The sequence below is a fragment of the Pseudomonas sp. IT-P176 genome, assembly GCF_949767245.1.
Classification (GTDB): Bacteria; Pseudomonadota; Gammaproteobacteria; order Pseudomonadales; family Pseudomonadaceae; genus Aquipseudomonas.
The window spans coordinates 12,105-31,778 of the sequence record NZ_CATKPN010000090.1; the positions used below are offsets into that span (position 1 = coordinate 12,105).

The 19,674-nt window shown below is 58.7% G+C and carries 21 protein-coding genes; 4 read left to right on the forward strand and 17 right to left on the reverse strand.

All coding sequences use genetic code 11. The features are described 5' to 3' along the window. Positions 1-2 precede the first annotated feature (2 nt). From tolB to ACM6IP_RS22870, 13 genes are all read right to left on the reverse strand, one after another. The gene (gene tolB / locus ACM6IP_RS22810) at positions 3-1,283 is read right to left on the reverse strand and encodes a Tol-Pal system beta propeller repeat protein TolB (RefSeq protein WP_174244593.1); all 1,281 of its coding nucleotides are present in this window, start codon (positions 1,281-1,283) and stop codon (positions 3-5) included. Positions 1,284-1,300: 17 nt separating this feature from the next. Continuing rightward, positions 1,301-2,380 carry a cell envelope integrity protein TolA gene (tolA, locus tag ACM6IP_RS22815; protein WP_401126378.1) on the reverse strand — a complete coding sequence of 360 codons (1,080 nt, stop codon included), beginning with the start codon at positions 2,378-2,380 and terminating at the stop codon, positions 1,301-1,303. Next, positions 2,380-2,832, reverse strand: coding sequence for a protein TolR (tolR, locus tag ACM6IP_RS22820; RefSeq protein WP_162530237.1), 453 nt, complete (start codon positions 2,830-2,832; stop codon positions 2,380-2,382). Before tolR ends, tolA begins: the two co-directional genes overlap by 1 nt. A gap of 23 nt (positions 2,833-2,855) precedes the next feature. Then, on the reverse strand, positions 2,856-3,551 hold the full coding sequence (tolQ, locus tag ACM6IP_RS22825; protein WP_034149144.1) for a protein TolQ: 696 nt from the start codon (positions 3,549-3,551) through the stop codon (positions 2,856-2,858). Further along, entirely contained in the window at positions 3,541-4,008 is a 468-nt protein-coding gene (ybgC, locus tag ACM6IP_RS22830) for a tol-pal system-associated acyl-CoA thioesterase (protein WP_095165676.1), read from the reverse strand. Before ybgC ends, tolQ begins: the two co-directional genes overlap by 11 nt. Before the next feature lie 136 nt (positions 4,009-4,144). Continuing rightward, positions 4,145-5,206 (reverse strand): Holliday junction branch migration DNA helicase RuvB, encoded by a 1,062-nt coding sequence (gene ruvB / locus ACM6IP_RS22835; RefSeq protein ID WP_095165677.1) that lies wholly within the window; start codon positions 5,204-5,206, stop codon positions 4,145-4,147. Next, entirely contained in the window at positions 5,207-5,818 is a 612-nt protein-coding gene (gene ruvA / locus ACM6IP_RS22840) for a Holliday junction branch migration protein RuvA (RefSeq protein WP_095165679.1), read from the reverse strand. It abuts the gene before it with no gap. A gap of 119 nt (positions 5,819-5,937) precedes the next feature. Then, positions 5,938-6,462 (reverse strand): crossover junction endodeoxyribonuclease RuvC, encoded by a 525-nt coding sequence (gene ruvC, locus ACM6IP_RS22845; protein WP_008147379.1) that lies wholly within the window; start codon positions 6,460-6,462, stop codon positions 5,938-5,940. A gap of 190 nt (positions 6,463-6,652) precedes the next feature. Continuing rightward, positions 6,653-7,399: a YebC/PmpR family DNA-binding transcriptional regulator gene (locus tag ACM6IP_RS22850; RefSeq protein ID WP_095165683.1), complete on the reverse strand. Its 747-nt coding sequence runs from the start codon at positions 7,397-7,399 to the stop codon at positions 6,653-6,655. Between the two features lie 113 nt (positions 7,400-7,512). After that, the gene (gene aspS, locus ACM6IP_RS22855) at positions 7,513-9,288 is read right to left on the reverse strand and encodes an aspartate--tRNA ligase (RefSeq protein ID WP_401126375.1); all 1,776 of its coding nucleotides are present in this window, start codon (positions 9,286-9,288) and stop codon (positions 7,513-7,515) included. Between the two features lie 107 nt (positions 9,289-9,395). Continuing rightward, the gene (locus tag ACM6IP_RS22860; protein ID WP_010457489.1) at positions 9,396-9,617 is read right to left on the reverse strand and encodes an FmdB family zinc ribbon protein; all 222 of its coding nucleotides are present in this window, start codon (positions 9,615-9,617) and stop codon (positions 9,396-9,398) included. Positions 9,618-9,794: 177 nt separating this feature from the next. Next, entirely contained in the window at positions 9,795-10,130 is a 336-nt protein-coding gene (locus tag ACM6IP_RS22865; protein ID WP_095165686.1) for a ribbon-helix-helix domain-containing protein, read from the reverse strand. Positions 10,131-10,427: 297 nt separating this feature from the next. Continuing rightward, positions 10,428-10,898, reverse strand: coding sequence for a Dps family protein (locus ACM6IP_RS22870; RefSeq protein ID WP_414862328.1), 471 nt, complete (start codon positions 10,896-10,898; stop codon positions 10,428-10,430). Between the two features lie 380 nt (positions 10,899-11,278). Between ACM6IP_RS22870 and ACM6IP_RS22875 the strand changes: the two genes are divergently transcribed. Then, entirely contained in the window at positions 11,279-11,884 is a 606-nt protein-coding gene (locus tag ACM6IP_RS22875) for a cold-shock protein (RefSeq protein WP_095165690.1), read from the forward strand. 94 nt (positions 11,885-11,978) lie between these two features. On the opposite strand, the gene ACM6IP_RS22880 is transcribed toward ACM6IP_RS22875, so the two are convergent. Then, positions 11,979-12,185: a SlyX family protein gene (locus ACM6IP_RS22880; protein ID WP_159997633.1), complete on the reverse strand. Its 207-nt coding sequence runs from the start codon at positions 12,183-12,185 to the stop codon at positions 11,979-11,981. Between the two features lie 3 nt (positions 12,186-12,188). Continuing rightward, a complete protein-coding gene (locus ACM6IP_RS22885; protein ID WP_095166122.1) occupies positions 12,189-12,614 on the reverse strand; it encodes an HIT family protein in 426 nt (141 codons plus the stop codon). 910 nt (positions 12,615-13,524) lie between these two features. Between ACM6IP_RS22885 and ACM6IP_RS22890 the strand changes: the two genes are divergently transcribed. After that, positions 13,525-14,823 carry an OprD family porin gene (locus ACM6IP_RS22890; RefSeq protein WP_159997635.1) on the forward strand — a complete coding sequence of 433 codons (1,299 nt, stop codon included), beginning with the start codon at positions 13,525-13,527 and terminating at the stop codon, positions 14,821-14,823. Positions 14,824-15,070: 247 nt separating this feature from the next. On the opposite strand, the gene ACM6IP_RS22895 is transcribed toward ACM6IP_RS22890, so the two are convergent. Then, on the reverse strand, positions 15,071-15,907 hold the full coding sequence (locus ACM6IP_RS22895; protein ID WP_095165695.1) for a mechanosensitive ion channel family protein: 837 nt from the start codon (positions 15,905-15,907) through the stop codon (positions 15,071-15,073). Between the two features lie 136 nt (positions 15,908-16,043). After that, a complete protein-coding gene (locus ACM6IP_RS22900; RefSeq protein WP_095165697.1) occupies positions 16,044-16,529 on the reverse strand; it encodes a YajQ family cyclic di-GMP-binding protein in 486 nt (161 codons plus the stop codon). A gap of 144 nt (positions 16,530-16,673) precedes the next feature. On the opposite strand from ACM6IP_RS22900, the gene ACM6IP_RS22905 reads away from it, so the two are divergent. Both ACM6IP_RS22905 and ACM6IP_RS22910 read left to right on the forward strand, forming a co-directional pair. Beyond that, positions 16,674-17,591, forward strand: coding sequence for a putative 2-dehydropantoate 2-reductase (locus tag ACM6IP_RS22905; RefSeq protein WP_320332899.1), 918 nt, complete (start codon positions 16,674-16,676; stop codon positions 17,589-17,591). Between the two features lie 45 nt (positions 17,592-17,636). Further along, on the forward strand, positions 17,637-19,673 hold the full coding sequence (locus tag ACM6IP_RS22910) for an ATP-binding protein (RefSeq protein ID WP_095165700.1): 2,037 nt from the start codon (positions 17,637-17,639) through the stop codon (positions 19,671-19,673). Position 19,674: the final 1 nt, after the last annotated feature.

Here is a 19,674-nt window from a genome sequence, read left to right on the forward strand (position 1 = left end):
CGTCAGTTCAGGTAAGGGGACCAGGAAGGTTCTCTGACTTCGCCTTGTGCGGTAGGAAGCGGGAGCCTTACGCGTCCATTGATGGACACGAGCATCAAGACTCCCCGGCCCTGCTGGCGGGTGGCGTAGATTACCATGGTGCCGTTGGGCGCAACAGTAGGCGACTCGTCCAGAGTGCTATCAGTTAGGATTTTTACACTACCGCGCTGCAAATCCTGGGCCGCCACCTTGAAATTGGTGAAACCTTGCTGGCGATGGATCATCACCAGAGTCTTTTCGTCGGCCGACAATTTCGGGTTGGCGTTGTAGTTGCCGATAAAGGTTACGCGCTCGGCACCGCCGCCACTGGCGCTGGTCTTGTAGATCTGCGGCTTGCCGCCACGGTCGGAGGTGAAGTAGATGGTCGAGCCATCCTTGCCCCAGAACGGTTCGGTGTTGATGCCAGGCCCTGCAGTCACGCGGGTGATCTGGCGCGAACCCAGGTTCATCACGTAGATATCCGGGTTACCGTCCTTGGACAGTACGAACGCCAGGCGCGAACCATCCGGCGACCAGGCTGGAGCACCGTTGAGGCCTTCGAAGTTGGTGATCTGCTCACGACGACCAGTGTCGATGTTCTGCATGAAGATCCGCGGACGCTTCTGCTCGAAGGAGACATAGGCGATACGCTTGCCATCGGGGGCAAAACGCGGCGACAGGATCGGCTCGCGGGACTGTAGCAGGGTCACTGCACGCGCACCGTCATAGTCCGAGCGTTGCAGGGTGTAGCGAGTGTTCTTCTCGGAGAAACGCTCGGCCGTCACGTACAGCAGACGGGTCGAGAACGCGCCCTTGATGCCCACCAGCTTCTCAAAGGACTGGTCCGAAATGTAGTGCGCCATGTCGCGCAACTGGTCAACGCCGCCGGAAACGCTGCCGGTCAGCACTTGCTGCTCGGTGTTGACGTTGAACAGGGCGTACTGCACCTGCAGGCGACCGCCGGCCGGAACAATGCTGCCGACCATGATGTACTGGGCGCCCAGGGCCTTCCAGTCGCGGTAGATGACTTCGCTGGCCTGGGTCGGCTGGCTGATCATGTTCTGCTTGGGAATAGGCGAGTAGTAACCCGAGTTGCGCAAATCGTTACCAATGATTTCCGCCATGTCGTCCGGCAGCACGCTGCCGCCCTGCCAGCCGAACGGCACTACCGCGATCGGGGTCGCCCGATCACTGCCGCTGGTGACCAGAATGTTCTTTTCATCCGCCGCCGCTATCCCTGCCATGCAGCAAATAACGACAAGCATTCCTCGAAGAAGGTTTCTCACAAGGCTAGATCCTCAGGTGTGAATGTCATCTTGAATGAACGATAGGGAGCGAAATCGCTCGGCTTCATTCCCTGCATTTCTGTCAAACGTCCAATGTTTTTGACCGCTGCTACAGCCGAGCTGTCGAACGGACCATCGCCACTGGACTTGGCTACCGTGACCGAAGTCACCGTACCATCGGGCAACATGCCAATTTGCAGCACGACCGTCATGTTCTTGCGTGCCGAAGGAGGACGCGCCCAGCCTTCCGCTGCACGTGCACGAATCAGGTCGTCGAAACTGCCCGCGACTTCATCGCCTCGTTCATCGGCCAAGGCCTGCTGACGCTGCGGCGTGTCGGAAAGCAAATCTGCCAGGGCCTGGGCCTTTTTCTCTTCGGCGGATTTACGTGCCGCTTCCTGCGATTTTTTCTTCGCAGCATCGGCAGCAGCTTTCTTCTTCGCATCATCGGCGACTTTCTTCTTCGCCTCGTCCGCTTCAGCTTTCTTCTTGGCGTCGTCCGCGGCTTTTTTCTTCGCGTCTTCGACTACTTTCTTCTTCGCTTCTTCAGCGGCCGCTTTCTTGGCCTCTTCTTCAGCTTTCTTCTTGGCTTCTTCTTCGGCTTTCTTCTTGGCTATATCAGCCAATTGTTTCTCTTCTGCCTTCTTGGCCTCGGCGGTCTTCTTTGCTTCATCGGCTTTCTTGGCTTCATCAGCCTTTTTCGCTTCGTCGGCTTTCTTCGACTCGTCGGCCTTCTTGGCTTCCTCGGCCTTTTGAGCCGCCTCTTCTTTCTTTTGTTCCGCAGCCTTCACCGCTTCCTGCTCGACCTTCTTCTGCTCCATCTGTTCGACTTCGGTCTGGCGCGCAGCGGATTTCTTCGCTTCACCCGCAATCTTCTGATTGGTCTGGGTGGTCGCCTGACTTTTCGATTTCAACTGGTACAGGGTCGCCTGGACAATCGGCTTGGCCGGCGGCAGCTCCGGGGTAAAGGCAAAGCTGACGAACAGCATGCCGAACACCAGCACGTGCAAGCCAATTGCCCAGACACTAGGCCAGAAGTAGCTTTCCGAGGCTGTTGGCTCTCGCTGTTGCTGCATCAGGGCGCCTCGGTAATCAAGCCAACGTTACCGACTCCGGCTTTCTGCAACCCACCCATCGCGCCCATGACGGCGCCGTAGTCGACGGTCTTGTCGCCACGAATGAACACTTGGGTGTGCTTGCCACCTTCGTTGCCGGCGCGAATGATCTTGGTCACCGCATCAGTCATCTGCGGCAGGGTCATTGCCCGGTCCTGCTGCTTCTCGGTGTCGACTTCGCTGCCAAGGTTCCAGTAGTAGGTCTTGTCAGCCTTGATCGAAATGGTCAGGACCTGGGTGTTGTTGTCTTGCGGCAAGGCTTCGCTGGAAACCTTGGGCAAATCAACTTTCACGCCCTGATTGAGCATCGGCGCGGTCACCATGAAGATGACCAGCAGTACCAGCATCACGTCGATGTAAGGTACTACGTTCATCTCGGCGACCGGCTTGCGCTTTTTGCGAGCTCGAGCGATTAAAGCCATTGGGAAATACCTGCTTATTCTTCGCTGGTGTGCACTTTACGGTGCAGGATCGCCTGGAATTCATCGGCGAAGGTGTAGTAGCGGCTGATCAGGGTTTCGCTGCGCGCGGCAAAGCGGTTGTACGCAATTACGGCCGGAATGGCGGCGAACAGGCCGATGGCGGTGGCGATCAGTGCCTCGGCGATACCCGGGGCCACGGTGGCCAAGGTCGCTTGCTGGGCAGTGGCCAGGCCGCGGAAAGAGTTCATGATGCCCCAGACGGTACCGAACAGGCCGATATACGGGCTGACCGAACCAACGGTAGCGAGGAATGGCAGGCTCTGCTCGAGCTTCTCTTCTTCGCGGGAAATAGCCACGCGCATGGCACGGGCAACGCCCTCCATGACCGCTTCCGGATCAACACCCGGTTGCTGGCGCAGACGGGAGAACTCTTTGAAGCCGGCACGGAAGATCTGCTCGACGCCCGAATCCGGATCAGGGTTGCTGCCCGCCTGACGGTACAGCTTGGACAGGTCGATACCCGACCAGAAGCGCTCCTCGAAGCTCTCCAGGGCACGTCGACCGGCACGCAGCAGGTTGCTGCGCTGAAAGATCATGATCCATGAGGTCACCGATGCGGCTACCAGGGTCAGCATTACCAGTTGCACCACGATACTGGCATTGCTAACCAGGCTCCACATGGAGGAATGGTCGACGACGTTAGCTTCCACGCTTTATCTCCTGCTTTGAGTGTGTACCCGCGCCGCTCACGTCGGCAAAGGCCGCACGTAGAGCTTCGGGAATGGCCCGGGGTTTCAAACTATGGGTGCGCACACAGGCCACCAAAAACTGCCCTTCGCAGAGCAGTGCATTATCCGCGGCTCGCCTGACCTGCTGCTTGAAGCGCAGGCTGACACGGTTCAATTCGATTACTTCAGCACTTACCACAAGCTCGTCGTCCAGTCGCGCCGGCGCGTGGTAGCGCGCTTCGCTGGAATGCACGACAAACAACAGGTCCTCGCCTGCCAGCTGTGACTGGGCAAAGCCCAACTCACGTAGCCGCTCGGTCCGAGCCCGTTCCATAAACTTGAGGTAATTAACGTAATACACGATGCCGCCAGCATCGGTGTCCTCGTAATAAACGCGACAACGATGTGCGAACGACTCTAGCCCGTTTTGCGCGCGCATACTCTAGTGCTTACTCCTCAGGTTGCCAATCCAGCCAGGCAACTGTTTTTCATTCTTCTGCGCCTTTGCTGCCAAACAAGGGTTCGCCAGCCACCTAGGACCACACAAAACCCGAATAAATCGGCGCAGACCGTCATTAATCGTCCACTGCATCCAGAAATGCGTCTACTGCGGGCATTTCACCCATGCGCGTCGGAATGTTCAGGCCAAAGTGCAAATAAGCATGCCGGGTCACTACCCGCCCACGGGGAGTGCGCATGATGTAGCCCTGCTGGATCAGGTACGGCTCCAGCACGTCTTCAATGGTGTGCCGCTCTTCACTGATGGCCGCCGCCAGACTGTCGACCCCCACCGGGCCGCCATCGAACTTCTCGATCATGGTCAGCAGCAAACGCCGGTCCTGGTGATCGAAACCACGCTCATCGACGTCCAGCAGGTTGAGCGCCAGGTCGGCGATCGGCTTGGTGATGTGGCCCTTGGCCCGGACTTCGGCGAAATCCCGCACCCGCCGCAGCAGGCGGTTGGCGATACGTGGCGTACCGCGGGCCCGGCGGGCGATTTCGAACGCCCCTTCAGGGTCCAGCGGCAGCCCGAGGATACCGGCCGAACGACTGACGATCGTCGCCAGGTCGGCGGTGCTGTAGAACTCCAGGCGCTGGACGATGCCGAAGCGGTCGCGCAGCGGGTTGGTCAGCATGCCGGCGCGGGTGGTCGCCCCCACCAGGGTGAACGGCGGCAGGTCGAGCTTGATGGAACGTGCCGCCGGGCCTTCGCCGATCATGATATCGAGCTGGAAGTCCTCCATGGCCGGGTACAGCACTTCCTCGACAATCGGCGACAGGCGATGGATTTCATCGATGAACAGCACGTCATGGGGTTCGAGGTTGGTCAGCAGTGCCGCCAGGTCGCCGGGGCGCTCCAGGACCGGGCCCGAGGTGCTTTTGATCGACACACCCATTTCCTGGGCGATGATGTTGGCCAGCGTGGTTTTACCGAGGCCCGGCGGACCGAAGATCAGCGTGTGGTCCAGGGATTCGTTGCGCCCGCGCGCCGCCTGGATGAACAGCTCCATCTGCTCGCGAACGGTCGGCTGGCCAATGTATTCGGCCAGGCTGACCGGACGAATGGCCCGATCCTGGACTTCTTCACGGTCACGCGGGCCACCGGTGGCGGTAATCAGACGATCAGCTTCAATCACTTAGATCATTCCCTTCAGGGCACGACGAATCAGGTCTTCACTGCTCAAGCCTTTCTCCTTGATCGCGGAAATCGCCTTGCTGGCTTCCTGCGGCTTGTAGCCCAGGGAGATCAGCGCGCTGACCGCGTCATTCTCCGCCGAAGCCACCGGTTGCGCCGGGCCATCAGGCTGGTTCGGCACCAGGGCAAACATGCTCGGCACGGCTTCCCAGGCCTTGAAGCGGTCCTTGAGTTCCACCAGCAAGCGCTCGGCGGTCTTTTTGCCGACACCCGGCACCTTGGTCAGCGCCGAAGTGTCCTGGGCCTGCACGCAACGCACCAGTTCATCGACTTCAAGGCTCGACATCAACGCCAGCGCCAGTTTCGGACCGACCCCATTGAGACGGATCAACTCGCGGAAAAAGTCCCGATCACGCTTGCCGATGAAACCATAAAGCAACTGGGCATCTTCGCGCACCACCAAATGGGTGTGCAGGGTTATCGGCTCTCCGATCGACGGCAGTCGATAGAGGGTGGTCATCGGCACTTCCAGCTCATAGCCCAGGCCGTTGACATCCAGTATCAGGTGCGGCGGCTGTTTCTCAGCCAAGGTGCCGCGCAAACGTCCAATCACGTTTCAAATCCTTAAGCGTTAGCCAGATCAGGCGTTCGAAGAGCAAAGTGAGCGAGGTCGCCGACAGTCCAGGCGCAAATCGCTCAACCAATAAAATCTCGTGGGTGGATGCTATCAGATCACAGGCGCAGGCGACCGCCACGACTGCGCGCCGTCCCCAGCCCATGGGGCAACAGGCTGGAGCGGGTATGGGCATGGCAAATGGCAATGGCCAAGGCGTCCGAGGCATCGATTTGCGGTTTGCTGGTGAGCTTGAGCATATGCATGACCATCATCTGCACCTGCTCCTTGTTGGCTGCACCGGTACCGGTGACCGCCTGTTTGACCTGGGTAGCGGTGTATTCGGCGATCTCCAGGCTCTCTTCGGCCCCCGCGACAATCGCCGCGCCACGGGCCTGGCCGAGCTTCAGCGCGGAGTCGGCGTTGCGGGCCATGAAGACCTTCTCGATGCCCATGGTCACAGGACCGTAGGTCTGGATCACCTCACGCACGCCGCGATAAACAATTTGCAACCGTTCATGTAACTCACCGCTGCCGGTGCGAATGCAACCCGACGCCACATACACGCAGCCACGACCGGTATCGCGTACCACGCCATAACCGGTAATGCGTGAACCGGGGTCGATACCAAGAATTAATGTCATAACGCCTGCGGGTTAAGAGAGTGAGGCCAGCATAGAGCAGGCTGTGCCGGATGCACACTTTGTAGCCCTACCGAGAACCCTGTGGGAGCCGGGCTTGCCCGCGATAGCGGTAGAACATTCAACATCAATGTCGAGCCTGCCGACGTCATCGCGGGCAAGCCCGACTCCCACACTAGATCTGCGTCGCCCTTCAGCCGAGCTGTTGGGCCACCGACTCGGGGATGTCCGCATTGGAATAGACGTTCTGCACATCATCCAGGTCTTCGAGCATGTCGATCAGCTTGAGCACCTTCTCGGCGCCTTCCAGGTCCAGTTCGGCACTGGTGGTTGGCAGCATCACGATTTCCGCATCATCGGCCTTGAAGCCCGCCGCTTCCAGAGCGTTGCGCACGGCATAAAAACCGGCGAACGAGGTGAATACGTCGATTGAACCGTCTTCGTTGGTCACCACGTCGTCGGCATCAGCCTCCATCGCGGCTTCCATCAAGGCGTCTTCGTCGATACCCGGGGCAAAGGAGATCTGCCCCTTGCGTTCGAACAGGTAAGCCACCGAGCCATCCGTGCCCAGGTTGCCGCCACACTTGCTGAAGGCGTGTCGAACCGCCGCCGCCGTGCGGTTGCGGTTATCGGTCATGCACTCGACCATCACCGCCACGCCACCGGGGCCATAACCTTCGTAGCTCAGTTCGACCATGTCATCGGTGTCGGCAGCGCCAGCCCCACGGGCCACGGCGCGATCGATGATGTCACGGCTCATGTTCGCGCCCAGGGCCTTGTCCAGGGCCAGTCGCAGCCGTGGGTTGGAGCCAGGATCGCCGCCGCCCTGACGGGCCGCGACTGTCAGCTCACGAATCCACTTGGTGAAAATCTTGCCTTTCTTGGCATCCTGACGTTCTTTGCGGTGCTTGATGTTCGCCCACTTGGAATGACCCGCCATAACTCGCTCCGAATTCTCTTTAAAACAATGCCCGCACACCCTGGAAGGCGAGCGGGCAATACACGCTGGATCTGACCCCTGGCGTATCCAGGGATACGCCAGGGTGGCCAGCCTTACTCAGCCTTTGGCTGCTCGCGCAAACGGATGTGCAGCTCGCGCAGAGCCTTGGCATCCACCAGGCCCGGGGCCTGGGTCATCACGCATGCCGCGCTCTGGGTTTTCGGGAACGCGATCACTTCACGGATCGACTGGGCGCCGGTCATCAGCATCACCAGACGGTCCAGGCCAAAGGCCAGGCCGCCGTGGGGCGGTGCGCCGTACTTCAGGGCGTCCAGCAGGAAGCCGAATTTCTCTTCCTGTTCCGCTTCGCTGATACCCAGCAGGCGGAACACCGATTGCTGCATTTCCTTGCGGTGGATACGGATCGAACCGCCACCCAGCTCGGTACCGTTGAGCACCATGTCATAGGCACGCGACAGCGCGGTCGCCGGGTTGGCTTCCAGCTCTTGCGGCGTGCACTTCGGTGCGGTGAACGGGTGGTGCAAGGCGGTAAAGCTGCCGTCGTCGTTCTCTTCGAACATCGGGAAGTCGACAACCCACATCGGTGCCCACTTGCAGGTCAGCAGGTCCAGGTCATTACCGACCTTGATCCGCAATGCGCCCAGGGCTTCACTGACGATCTTGGCCTTGTCGGCACCGAAGAACACGATGTCGCCGTCAACTGCGCCAACACGATCGAGGATCACATTGAGGTTAGCTTCAGGAATGTTCTTGACGATAGGCGACTGCAGGCCTTCGACGCCCTTGGCGCGCTCGTTGACCTTGATGTACGCCAGGCCCTTGGCACCGTAGATGCCGACGAACTTGGTGTAGTCGTCGATCTGTTTGCGCGGCATGCTCGCTGCACCAGGAACGCGCAGTGCGGCAATCCGGCATTTCGGATCGTTGGCCGGGCCGCTGAAGACTTTGAAATCGACTTCTTTAAGCTGGTCGGCAACGTCTACCAGTTCCAGCGGGTTACGCAGGTCCGGCTTGTCGGAACCGTAACGGCGCATGGCTTCTTCGAAGGTCATGTGCGGGAATTCACCGAATTCCAGATCCAACACTTCCTTGAACAGGTTGCGGATCATTTTTTCGGTGATGCCCATGATCTCGTTTTCATCGAGGAAACTGGTTTCGATGTCGATCTGGGTGAATTCCGGCTGGCGGTCAGCGCGCAGGTCTTCGTCACGGAAGCACTTGGCGATCTGGTAGTAGCGGTCGAAGCCAGCGACCATCAGCAGTTGCTTGAACAGCTGTGGCGATTGCGGCAACGCAAAGAACGAACCGGCGTGGGTACGGCTCGGGACCAGATAGTCACGAGCGCCCTCTGGCGTGGCGCGGGTCAGGATCGGCGTCTCGACGTCGAGGAAGCCGTTCTCGTCGAGGAAACGACGAATGCTGGTGGTCATGCGCGAACGCAGGCGCAGCTTCTCGAGCATTTCCGGGCGACGCAGGTCGAGGAAGCGATAACGCAGGCGGGTTTCTTCGCCGACGTCGGAGAACTCGTTGAGTGGGAACGGCGGGGTTTCCGCTTCGTTCAGCACTTCAAGCTCGTAACCCAGGACTTCGATCATGCCCGAGGCCATGTTGGCGTTGGTGGCACCGGCCGGACGCAGGCGTACCTTGCCGGTGATCTTGACCACGTATTCGCTGCGCACGCGATCGGCGGCGGCGAAGCTCTCGGCGCGATCCGGATCGAATACCACTTGGGCCAGACCATCACGATCACGGATATCGAGGAAAATCACCCCGCCGTGGTCACGACGACGATGGACCCATCCGCAAAGGGTAATTTCCTGACCTTCCAGGCTTTCGTTCAGTTGGCCGCAATAATGGCTGCGCATCATGGTAGTGGTTTCACTTCTCGTAATTCGAAATTCGATGGGAGGTCTTGCTGCACCGCCGCACTTGAATGAAGTGCCAGATAATGCAAGAGCTCGGTGTGTCGTTCAACTTAGTCAGCTTTGTCGCCACCGGCCAGATTCTTCTTCGACCCGGTCTTGAAGTCGGTTTCGTACCAACCGGTACCGCTCAGGCGGAAGCCCGGCATCGACAACATTTTTTTCAGTTCGGGTGCCTGGCAGGCAGGGCAGTCGACCAACGGTGCTGCGCTGATCTTCTGAATGGCTTCCAACTGATGACCACAGGAAGCACATTGATAGTCGTACATCGGCATGGGGTTGTCTCGGCGATCAGGTTCATCCCGCGCAAACAATGGGTTTGGCGGCAAAGAGCGGGATTATATCGATTAAATCGAGCCTGTGCAGCCGTAACGCTGCACAGGGACCGCATCCGGAGCAGATGGACGGCCGGCACTTGGGCGTGCCGGCCGTCCTGCCCCGACACCCCTGCGTCATTCAACGCCCACAGCACCCTGGTTCAAGCTGTGCACTACACACATCACCCGGACCAGGCCACTGAAGTTCTTCACCCCGCCATGACGCAGATGTACTTCGCGATCAACCCGAGACAGCAAGGCGTTGACCGAACAGCAATTATTCCTCGCAATACTGCCCAGGATATTCCAGTAGACCTGCTCCAGCCGCAGGCAGGTGGCGAACCCATTCAAGCGCACCGACCTGGCCTGCGGCTGTGCCAGGCCCATGTCAAACTCACGAACGAAGGGATCAATCTTTATATCCTGAGGCCTAGCAACTTCATCGGCTTCTGACGCTAAGATTCCAATCATATAACTGACACTCCTTTGCCATTCCATTTATAACAACGCTCCGTGTCGCTATAAAAACGTAAGCAAAAACATATTTCCATATGCCTTTATAACCACTGATGTAGGACAAGCCGACAGCAGCAACAAGACTATTAACACTCCCCTACGTGCAACAACGAAACGGAAAGATGGCGCAGGAAGAGTCCCGCAAGAGCCTGGGAAACGCGCCATCAACACCCGGGAGCTTTCATAGGTCCGGGCACGACACCCCACGCTGATGGTGCCGACAAGCCGACACCATCAGCCAGGCCGGGACTACTAGCCGTCCAACAGCGAGCGCAGCATCCAGGCAGTTTTCTCATGAACTTGCATGCGTTGCGTGAGCAGATCTGCGGTGGGTTCGTCGCTGACTTTTTCCAGCAGCGGGAATATCCCGCGTGCTGTACGGGTGACCGCTTCCTGCCCCTGGACAAGTTGCTGGATCATCTCTTCGGCGCTGGGCACCCCCTCTTCTTCTTTAATGGAGGAAAGTCGCGCGTAGATTGAATAGGCGCCAGGGGCCGGAAAACCCAATGCACGAATACGCTCGGCAATCAGGTCCACGGCCAGGGCCAACTCGTTGTATTGTTCTTCGAACATCAAATGCAGGGTACGAAACATCGGCCCTGTGACATTCCAGTGGAAGTTATGGGTTTTCAGATAGAGCACATACGTGTCCGACAGCAAGCGCGAAAGCCCATCGACGATGGACTTGCGATCCGTCTCGCTGATACCAATATCAATTGCCATGCTGTTCCCCTTGTCGGTGATGAAGTCCGTTGCACAGGTGCGCCCTCACTGTAGCAAGAGTCCCGGCTCTGTGCCGGTCGCGCCGGTGATGACCGATCGGCGCCCGTAAATACGGCTTGAAGCGTCTAAAACAAGCCTTCGGCCACCACCGCCCGACGCCCTCGTGCAAATCGCCGGCCACCCCGGAGCACGCGCCCTCCGCGCTGATTTGAGAAGGTACGGTCTTTGCTGTTAAATAGACGCCGTGTCACTGCCGCTATTTCCCCGCGTGCTGTGCATAGGCTGATACCGGGTGCGTGTCCACCGCCTCCCATTGTTCAGAAGCGAACCGTACTCAATCAGCTCTTCCTTGCGATCCGTCTTAACGTGAGTCAATTAAAATGTTGAAAATCGTCCACCTGCTAACGGGCGCAGCAGCTTTGCTGTTGTCCTTCATTCCTAGCTTGCGAACCGAAGCCGTACCTTACCTGCAACAACCTGACGCGCTGTACCTGGCGTTCTTCGGTCTGCTCAACCTGACCCTCGCTCCGGTGATCCCGTACTGGAACAAAGGTCCTCGCCATCAACTGCAAAACCTGGTCAGCGCCTTGCTGGTGCTTGCCGTTGTCCTGCAAACCCTGACCCTGCTGGCACCGATGCCGGAAATCGGCGGTCACCCCGCGGTGCTGTTCAGCCTGATCGTTGCATTGGTCGCAGTCCTGCTGCATCTGGCCACCAGCTTCTACAAGTCTTCACCCGCTGCCGCGACTCATCAGAACTACGACATGACCAACCGGGATACCGGCACCGTGAAGTGGTTCAACACCTCCAAGGGTTTCGGTTTCATTTCCCGCGACTCCGGGGATGATATTTTTGTGCACTTTCGCGCCATTCGTGGCGAGGGTCACCGCGTCCTGGTCGAAGGCCAGCGCGTGGAGTTCTCGGTGATGAACCGGGATAAAGGCCTGCAAGCGGAAGACGTGATCGCGGCCCTGCCGCGTCGCTGATCCCGACCTCGTTACCCGCTCGAAAAAAAACCGCGATACAGCCCAGCTGCTCGCGGTTTTTTATTGCCTGCCAATCGGTATTGGCCACTGACACTCAATAGTGCGGCGGCGGCGCGTCCTCTTCGAACGTCTCGAACTGGCCGGCCATTTCTTCCTGACGCTTGAGCAGCGCGTTCATCTGCAACTGCAGTCGCTCGACAACCCGCTGCTGGGTCACCAACACATCATTCATCGCCTCGATGGCGTCATCCTGAAACGCCAGGCGACTTTCCAGGTCCATAACGCGCTCTTCCAGGCTCATGACTCAACCCTCCAGAAACGTGAAACCATCGCTCAACACCAGACGCAGGCGCTCACGAATCGCCGCCACTTGCTCGGCGGTATAGGGGCGTGCCGGGTGCTTGCCCCAGACCGGAGCCGGCCAGGCAGCGTCCTCACGTTTACGCACGATGACATGCATGTGCAACTGACTGACCACATTACCCAAGGTCGCCACATTCAACTTGTCGGCGTCGAACGAATCCTTGAGTGTTTCGGCCAACAGTGTTGTTTCCCGCCACAACTGCTGTTGATCGGCCGCCTCTAACTGAAACAACTCACTGATATCCGCACGGCGCGGAACCAGGATGAACCAGGGATAATTCGAGTCATTGGACAACAGCAAGCGGCTGAGCGGGAAATCCCCAATGGTCAGGGTGTCTTGTTCAAGTCGTGAATCCAAAGCAAACACCGCGGGCACTCCTGCATAGTCGATGATTGGGGCCTGGCGCCAGCCCTCGAGGCTGCTGCGCCGGCCATACATGCGCAGCATACCCGCGAACCCGATGCGGTTCACGGCGAAAAATCAGCGCCACGCGCGCCAACCCAGGCGCCATGCCGCGCTCTACCCGGCAAACGCCCCAGCACAGAACATTTATCATCCGCACGCACCATGACGGAACTACCGCCGTGCCGCCCCAACAGCGCCCCCCCCTCCTGGACCCGGGCCAACCCCGGCAAAAGTGTGAAGCCCATGCAAAAGCCGAAAAAAAACCGGCAAAAAATCCATCCACGTCTAAGCTGATTTCTCCGAGCATCCGCCGTTTACACACCCCAAAGGGTGAACCGGTAACATTTTGTGTTCTCACCCATGCACAGTCATGGTGCAACACCAGAAGAGCTACGGAGTCAAGCGCAAACAAAACGGTCTCGAAGACCCCGTGTTTATTCGGTTTTGTGAGTTAAAACGGGCGTTTCAGAAAAAACCGCAGGCAAAAAGCCGATTTGTGCACGCTTGTTGCATTCATTCCCACATCGTCTATAAGGCGTCCGCTGGAAGTGGAACCCTTTAGACCCATAACAATAGCGGCACGGAAGCCCACGGAGATTCAAGTGCAAGACAAGGACACTTTTTCTGACGTACAAGCCTTGTAAAACAGCGCTGAAGTTGTCAGTCCGAATGCACAGATTTTGCAAAAATACGACCTCCAACGCGCATATTGCGACAGGGCCGTAAAGAAGCTGAAAGGTTGAAAGCGCAAGTATCGCCAACATTGTCGGCGTGATATAAGTTTGCGCCGACACAAAAAGAAAGAGCCGCCCAGATAAAAAAACAGGTGGGACGGCAGAACTCTTCAAAAAAACCAAAGGAGCAAATCACGATGCGCGTGATGAAGTGGAGCATGATCGCACTGGCTGTTTCAGCAGGCACCTCGCAGTTCGCAATCGCGTCCTCCCAGGACGAAGCCAAAGGCTTTATTGAAGACCAAAGTCTGAAAGCCAAGACTCGTATCGAGTACATGAACCGCGACTTCCGTAACGGTGCTGGCAACATTGCCAAGCCAGGTGGCGGCTACAAGAGCGGCTATCGTCAGGACACCGGTATCAGCGAACTGATTACCTACGAGTCCGGCTTCACTCAAGGCACCATCGGCGTAGGTCTGGACGCCATGGTAATGGGTACTGCCAAGCTTGATGGCGGTGCAGGTCGTGCTGGTAACGGTCTGTTTGCCCGCGACAGCGATGGCAACCCGGAAGATACCCAATCGAAAAGCGGCGCGGCAATCAAGTTCCGTCTCTCCGACACCACTCTGAAATACGGCCGTCAATTCGTTGCCAGCCCGGTTTTCTCGACTGACGACAGCCGCCTGCTGCCAGAAGTTGCTGAAGGCACCATCATCACCAGTAAAGAAATCAAGGGCCTGGAAGTCAACCTGGGTCGCTTGACTGCGCTGAGCTCGCAGACTGGCATGGGCAAGGACAGCATCAACGGTGCACACACTCCTGGCCTGACCAGCGCCAACATCGGTGGTGCTACCTACCAGTTCACCGATAACTTCGTAGCCGGCTTTGCTGCTTCCGACGTAGACGACTACTTCAAGAAGCAATACATCAACGCCAACTACACCCTGCCGATCAATGACGATCAGTCGCTGAACTTCGACCTGAACGCCTACAAAACCAAAGACCAGGGTGCAGCGCTGTACGGCCCTCTGGACAACAAACTGTGGAGCTTGGCAGCTGCCTACAGCCTGGGCGCGCACAAATTCACCCTGGGCTACCAGCAGTCTTCCGGTGACACCAACTACCTGTACGGCGTTGATGGTAACGGCACGATCTTCGTAGCCAACTCCATCCAGATCTCCGACTTCATCGGCAAGGACGAGAAGTCGTACCAGGCTCGTTATGACCTGAACATGGCCACCTACGGCGTGCCTGGCCTGAGCTTCATGTCCCGTTATGTCTACGGTAACAACATCGACACCGCCAGCGGTTCCGAAGGTAAGGAACACGAATTCAACTTCGAAACGAAGTATGTGTTCCAGGAAGGTCCGGCCAAGGATCTGTCCCTGCGTCTGCGTAGCGCAATCTACCGTGCAAACAACGCTTACAACGCTGAATACACCGCCGACAACAACGACGTGCGTATCATCGCTGAATACCCTCTGAACATTTTGTAATCAGTGGTTATTGCCTAGCGTCTTGAGCCTGGCTCAAATAAAAGCCCCTCACCTGAAAAGGTGGGGGGCTTTTTTATTGCAACTTGATGACAAGTACAAACATTCATCAGGAACAATTTGATAGCAAGCTAATAGTAAGCACGCACTCTATTTGCAAACTACCGATATAAAAAAACCCAAGGGGTTTATCGCCCCTTGGGTTCTAACTCACTGCCTGACCAGCAAGCCAAGCTGTAGAGCTTTTACTTTACGCAGTTTCTTGAACTACTCGAATCACGCGCTGCGGAAACGGAATATCAATACCCGCCGCTTTCAAGCGATCACGGGAGTGTTCATTAAAGTGGAACATCACATCCCAGTAGTCTGCGGTCTTCACCCAGACTCGCAGCGATAGTGTGATCGAGCTGTCACCCAGGACCGAAACCACGGCCACCGGCTCAGGATCGGCCAGTACCCGCGCATCCTTGGCCAGTTCCAGCAGTACGGCACGCGCCTTCTGCAGGTCTGCTTCGTAGTCCACGCCCACATCGAACACGACTTTGCGAGTCAACTGACGGTTGGTGTTGGTGATGATGCCGTTGGACAGCACGCCGTTAGGCACGATGACTGTCTTGTTGTCGCCAGTACGGATGATCGTGTGGAAGATCTGGATGCTGTCGACAGTACCCGCCGTGCCCTGGGCTTCAATGAAGTCGCCGATACGGAACGGGCGGAACAGCAGAATCAGCACCCCACCGGCGAAGTTCGCCAGGCTGCCTTGCAACGCCAGGCCAATGGCCAGGCCTGCGGCACCGATGGCAGCAACAAAGGAGGTGGTCTCGACACCGATCATCGACGCGACACTGACGACCAGCAGTACCTTGAGGACGATGTTCGCCAGGCTGCTGATAAACCCCTGCAAAGCCAGGTCGGCATTGCGCAGCGCCAGCAGTTTGCCGACCTTGTGGGTCAGCTTGTTGATCAACCACCAGCCAATGGCCAGGGTAAGGACCGCCAGCAGCACCCGGCTGCCGTATTCCATGATCATCGGGATCCAGGCCTGGGAAGCCTTGACCAGGTTGTCCACTTCAGCGTTCAAATCCATCTTTCTCTCCTGATTCCCGGCTACCCGGCACTTAAAAACCAAGCAGCAGAAAGATCGAACCGTTCAGGGCTCAATCATTTCTGCTGTTGCTTGGGCCTCGGACGTCAATTACGCCGAGAGGTTCCCCGATGACTGATCAGTCGCGGAAGTTGTTGAACTGCAGCGGCATGCCGAATTCCTTGGCGCGCAATGCGGCGATCGCATCTTGCAGGTCATCGCGCTTCTTGCCGGTAATGCGTACCTGCTCGCCCTGGATGGCAGCCTGGACCTTGAGCTTGGCGTCCTTGACGTGAGCCACGATCTTCTTCGCCAGCTCTTTGTCGATGCCTTCCTTGAGGACGGCTTCCTGCTTCACCAGCTTGCCGGAGGCGTAGGCGTCCTTGACCTCAAGGCACTGTACGTCGATCTTGCGCTTGACCAGCGCCAGCTTGAGGATCTCGATCATCGCCTCGAGCTGGAAGTCGGCCTCGGCGGTCAGGTTGACGGTCAGGTCCTTTTCCTTGAACTCGAAGCTGCCTTTGCCTTTCAGGTCATAACGACGGTCGAGTTCCTTGACGGCGTTTTCGACCGCGTTGGTGACTTCGTGTTTGTCCAGTTCGGATACCACGTCGAACGACGGCATGTAATCTCTCCAATAAAAAATGGCCGCGCACAATAACTCAGGTGCACGCCTGGCTTGCGGTTAAAATCCGCGCTGATTATAACGGGTCTTGCCCATTCGAATCTGCGAGCCGCACATGCACCTGCCAATCAGAGCACAAAACTGATGTCGACCACCTGGCATATCCTCGGCGCAGGCAGCCTCGGCACCCTGTGGGCCACTCGCCTGGCGCGCGCCGGCCTGCCGGTGCGGTTGATCGTGCGCGATAGGGCACGCTTGCAGGCATATCAGGCGGCCGGCGGCCTGACCCTGGTGGAACAGGGCCAGGCCCAGCGTTATCCGGTGCCGGCCGAAACCCTCGACAACGACGCGCCGATCGAGCGCCTGCTGGTAGCTTGCAAGGCCTACGACGCCGAGGCCGCCGTCGCGCAACTGGCCCATCGCCTGACCCCTGACGCCGAGTTGATCCTGCTGCAGAACGGCCTCGGCAGCCAGGACGCCGTCGCCGCACGGGTGCCCCAGGCGCGCTGTATTTTTGCCTCAAGTACCGAAGGCGCGTTTCGTGATGGCGATTGGCGGGTGGTGTTCGCCGGCCATGGCTACACCTGGCTCGGCGATAGCAGCCACCCAGTGGCACCGATCTGGCTCGACGACCTTGATGCCGCCGGCATCCCCCATGCCTGGAGCGTGGACATCCTGACCCGGCTGTGGCGCAAACTGGCGCTCAACTGTGCGATCAATCCGTTGACGGTGCTCCACGATTGCCGCAATGGCGGCCTGCAGCAGCACCAGTGCGAAGTCGCCACCCTGTGCAGCGAACTTGCCCAGTTGCTCGAACGCTGTGGCCAGCCCGCGGCGGCGCAAGACCTGCAGCAGGAAGTCGAACGGGTGATCCTGGCTACCGCAGCCAACTACTCGTCCATGTACCAGGACGTGGCCAACCAGCGCCGCACCGAAATCAGCTACCTGCTGGGCCACGCCTGCGAGGTCGCCACACGCCACCAACTGGTGCTGCCACACCTCAACCAGCTGCAGCAGCGCCTGATGACCCACCTGCGCACACGCGGATTGCCCAGCGACTGAGCAGCGGCTACGCTGGCCTCCTGTTCTACTTCAGCGACGACCCCGATGCCCTTGCGCCAGCGCCTTGAAAACCTACCGGTCGGCCAGAAACTGCTGGCTGCCCTGTTGGTGCTGTTGATCACCGTCCTGCTGGTGGCCAACCTGACCTTTATCAGCGCCGCCTATTGGATCTCCCAGGAAAGCATGGCGCCACAAGCCCTGCAGACCATCGGCCGATTGGTCGCCAACCCGTCGATCGCCAGCCAGGCCCTGAACTCGCCCGCGGATGGGGAAAAACTGCTCAACGAACTCAACAGCTATACGCCGTTGCGCGCCGCCGCGCTGTACGACGCCCAGGGTCGACTGTTGGCCCAGGTGCAACGGGGCGACCCCCTTGAGCTGCCCAAGCGCTATCGCCATATCGAAGGCTGGCAAGCCACCGAGTTTCGCAGTAATCAAGTGATCACCCTGCTGCGCCCGGGCCAGGAGCCCGGTCATTTGCTGCTGGTGGCCAGTAGCGAATTGCCGGTGGCGTTCTACACGGGCACGTTCACCGCCAGCCTGGGGATCCTGATTTTCAGCGTGCTGCTGTGGCTGCTGATCGCCCAGCAGATCAAACGCCTGATTACCCAGCCCATCCATCAACTCGAAGAGCTGTCGCGCCAGGTCACCCGCGAGGAGAACTACGCACTGCGTGCCTCCCGGGGCAACCTCGATGAAATCGGCAGCCTCGCCGAAGCCTTCAACACCATGCTTTCGCGCATCGAAGCCCGTGAACAACAACTCAAGCGCGCCCGCGACGACTCCCAGGCCGCCTACGACCAGGCCCAGGGCCTCGCCGAGGAAACCCGGCACACCAACCGCAAGCTGGAGCTGGAAGTCCAGGTACGCAGCAAGATCGAGAAGAAGCTCACCGGGTTCCAGAACTACCTCAACAGCATCATCGATTCCATGCCCTCGGCGTTGATCGCCCTCGATGAGCAACTTTACGTGACCCAGTGGAACCAGGAGGCCAGCGCGCTTTCCGGGACCCGCCTGGACGAAGCGCTGAACCAGCCGATCTTCCTCGCCTTTGAGCCGCTCAAGCCGTTCCTGCCGCAGCTCAAGGAAACCGTCGAGCAACACAGCGTGGTCAAGATCGAACGGGTCACCTGGGTCAAGGACGATGAAGCCAAGCACTACGCCCTGACCTTCTATCCGCTGATGGGTGGGGCTGGGCGCGGCGTGGTGATTCGGATCGACGACATCACCCAGCGCCTGTCCCTGGAAGAAATGATGGTGCAGTCGGAGAAGATGCTTTCGGTCGGCGGCCTGGCGGCGGGTATGGCCCACGAAATCAACAACCCCCTGGGCGCCATCCTGCACAACGTGCAAAACATCCGCCGCCGCCTGTCGAACGAGTTGCCAAGAAACCTCGAGACCGCCGAGCAGGTTGGTGTCGAACTGGATAACGTCAATCAGTACCTGCAAAGCCGGGAAGTCCCACAACTGCTGGATGGCATCCAGCAGGCCGGAGCCCGCGCCGCGAAGATCGTCACCCATATGCTCAGCTTCAGCCGCCGCAGCAACCGGCAGATGGCCCCTTGCGACCTGCCGGCCCTGATCGACCAGGCCGTGGAGATTGCCGGCAACGACTTCGACCTGGCCATTGGCTTCGACTTCAAGGGCCAGGCCATCATTCGCCAGTTCGACCCGCAACTGGGGCCGGTGCCCGGCACCGCCAACGAACTGGAACAAGTGCTGCTCAACCTGCTGAAAAACGCAGCCCAGGCGATTCACCTGCGCGAAGACGACAGCGAACCCGGGCGCATCATCCTGCGCACCCGCCTGAACCCGCCCTGGGCCGAGATCCAGGTCGAAGACAACGGTATCGGCATGAGCGAAAACGTGCGCAAACGCACCTTCGAACCCTTCTTCACCACCAAGGAAATCGGCCAGGGCACAGGCCTGGGGCTTTCGGTGTCGTACTTCATCATCACCAACAACCACAAAGGCCAGATGGAAGTGCAGTCGACCCTGGGCCAAGGCACCTGCTTCACTTTGCGCCTACCCCTGGCCGGCTCCCCCCTCGCCTCTCACGAACTCAAACAACTGGAGCGCTAAG

Coding starts and splice junctions, on each gene's coding strand:
- tolB (WP_174244593.1), bottom strand. CDS start 1,283: ATGCTTGTCGTTATTTGCTGCATGGCAGGGATAGCGGCGGCGGATGAA.
- tolA (WP_401126378.1), bottom strand. CDS start 2,380: ATGCAGCAACAGCGAGAGCCAACAGCCTCGGAAAGCTACTTCTGGCCT.
- ybgC (WP_095165676.1), bottom strand. CDS start 4,008: ATGCGCGCGCAAAACGGGCTAGAGTCGTTCGCACATCGTTGTCGCGTT.
- ruvC (WP_008147379.1), bottom strand. CDS start 6,462: ATGACATTAATTCTTGGTATCGACCCCGGTTCACGCATTACCGGTTAT.
- ACM6IP_RS22850 (WP_095165683.1), bottom strand. CDS start 7,399: ATGGCGGGTCATTCCAAGTGGGCGAACATCAAGCACCGCAAAGAACGT.
- aspS (WP_401126375.1), bottom strand. CDS start 9,288: ATGATGCGCAGCCATTATTGCGGCCAACTGAACGAAAGCCTGGAAGGT.
- ACM6IP_RS22860 (WP_010457489.1), bottom strand. CDS start 9,617: ATGCCGATGTACGACTATCAATGTGCTTCCTGTGGTCATCAGTTGGAA.
- ACM6IP_RS22865 (WP_095165686.1), bottom strand. CDS start 10,130: ATGATTGGAATCTTAGCGTCAGAAGCCGATGAAGTTGCTAGGCCTCAG.
- ACM6IP_RS22870 (WP_414862328.1), bottom strand. CDS start 10,898: ATGGCAATTGATATTGGTATCAGCGAGACGGATCGCAAGTCCATCGTC.
- ACM6IP_RS22875 (WP_095165690.1), top strand. CDS start 11,279: ATGTTGAAAATCGTCCACCTGCTAACGGGCGCAGCAGCTTTGCTGTTG.
- ACM6IP_RS22880 (WP_159997633.1), bottom strand. CDS start 12,185: ATGAGCCTGGAAGAGCGCGTTATGGACCTGGAAAGTCGCCTGGCGTTT.
- ACM6IP_RS22890 (WP_159997635.1), top strand. CDS start 13,525: ATGCGCGTGATGAAGTGGAGCATGATCGCACTGGCTGTTTCAGCAGGC.
- ACM6IP_RS22895 (WP_095165695.1), bottom strand. CDS start 15,907: ATGGATTTGAACGCTGAAGTGGACAACCTGGTCAAGGCTTCCCAGGCC.
- ACM6IP_RS22900 (WP_095165697.1), bottom strand. CDS start 16,529: ATGCCGTCGTTCGACGTGGTATCCGAACTGGACAAACACGAAGTCACC.
- ACM6IP_RS22905 (WP_320332899.1), top strand. CDS start 16,674: ATGTCGACCACCTGGCATATCCTCGGCGCAGGCAGCCTCGGCACCCTG.
- ACM6IP_RS22910 (WP_095165700.1), top strand. CDS start 17,637: ATGCCCTTGCGCCAGCGCCTTGAAAACCTACCGGTCGGCCAGAAACTG.